This window comes from Mesorhizobium sp. M0051, assembly GCF_040323235.1.
In the GTDB taxonomy this organism is placed as follows: domain Bacteria; phylum Pseudomonadota; class Alphaproteobacteria; order Rhizobiales; family Rhizobiaceae; genus Mesorhizobium.
The window spans coordinates 1-1,164 of sequence record NZ_JAMYUT010000090.1 but is presented as its reverse complement, the minus strand read 5'-3'; the positions used below and the strand labels follow the sequence as shown (position 1 = coordinate 1,164).

The following is a 1,164-nucleotide window of genomic DNA, read 5'->3' as shown; positions in this document are numbered from 1 at the left end:
GAAGAGGAAGTCTCTGTTCCATCTGGCTCTTCGCATCTTGCTGGCGATGGGTTTGTCGAGAGGATGGGCTTGCAAGATGTTTTGGGCGAGGCGTCTGATGATGGCCAGGTTTTGCGGCCCGTTATCCTTGCGGGTTCGGGCATCGTCCTCATGGAAGACGACATCGAGGCTCCAGTGCAACTGGTTCTCGATGGTCCAATGTGCTCTGACGGTCTCGGCCAGTCTTTTGGGCATGAGCACTTTGGAAAGCGCGACATAGCGGACCGAGGTGGTGGGTTTGCCGCCCGCCACGCTGCGCGAGGCCTCGATGCGGCCGATCGCCTTGAGGCCGGGAAAGGCCGGCGGATCCAGCAGCCGTTTGAGCGGCAGGACCGAGGCTCTTCGTGTTTCGGTGCGGCCATGCGCGCTTTCGCTGGTCTCGAAGAAGGCGATCTCGGCAGCTGCGGCGAAGCTTCGCTCCGCCGCAGCGAACAGCTTGGGACGATTGCCTTTCAGCCCCAGCGCATAATGCGCCTTCTTGCCGATCAGCGCCTTGGCGGTGTCGGGACGGCAGTGCAGCGCATCCGCCGTCACCGTGCAGCCCTTCAAATCCAAGCTCTTCAGAAGATCCAGCGTGGCTGTGACCTCGTCGCCCTCGGGCGCGCGGGCAGCGGCAATCGACAGCCTCGTCTCGGCGTCCCACACGCTCACCATCAAAGGCGGCATAAAGACCCGACCCTTAGTGTAGCCGCGCCGCAGCGATTTGCCGTCGACCGCCACCACGCCGCGCGGCGAAGGCCCGAGCGTTTGTCGCAGCGCTGCCATGAAAGCGGCAAAGCTGCGCGAAAGCTCATCGGCATCAAGAAGTCGAAACACCCGGCTGAACGTGTCGTGGCTCGGGCAACCATGCTCCAGCGCCACGATCTCTCTCAGCTCGTCTTCCCGACCCTCAACAAAATCGGCAATGTCAACACAGCTCTTGGCCCCACACAGGGTCGCAAGCAGAGCCAAGAACAGAAGCTCCGCCAGATCATGACGCGCGTTGATGTCACGCGGATCCCGAATTTCACGCAAAATCGAAAGCAGAAACGGCATTGGGTCTCCTCTTCAAAGAGAAGGCCCCTAAAGAATCAACCTTTCCACTCAACGCAAGACTTACTCTTACTCATATGCGATTCCCCTGCC

General features: G+C 60.6%; 1 protein-coding gene. It reads right to left on the bottom strand.

Translation table 11 applies throughout. The annotated features are described in order from the left end of the window. A partial coding sequence (locus tag NKJ90_RS33340; protein ID WP_352487774.1) for an ISAs1 family transposase occupies positions 1-1,074 on the bottom strand: 1,074 nt, incomplete at its 3' end. Positions 1,075-1,164 lie beyond the last annotated feature (90 nt).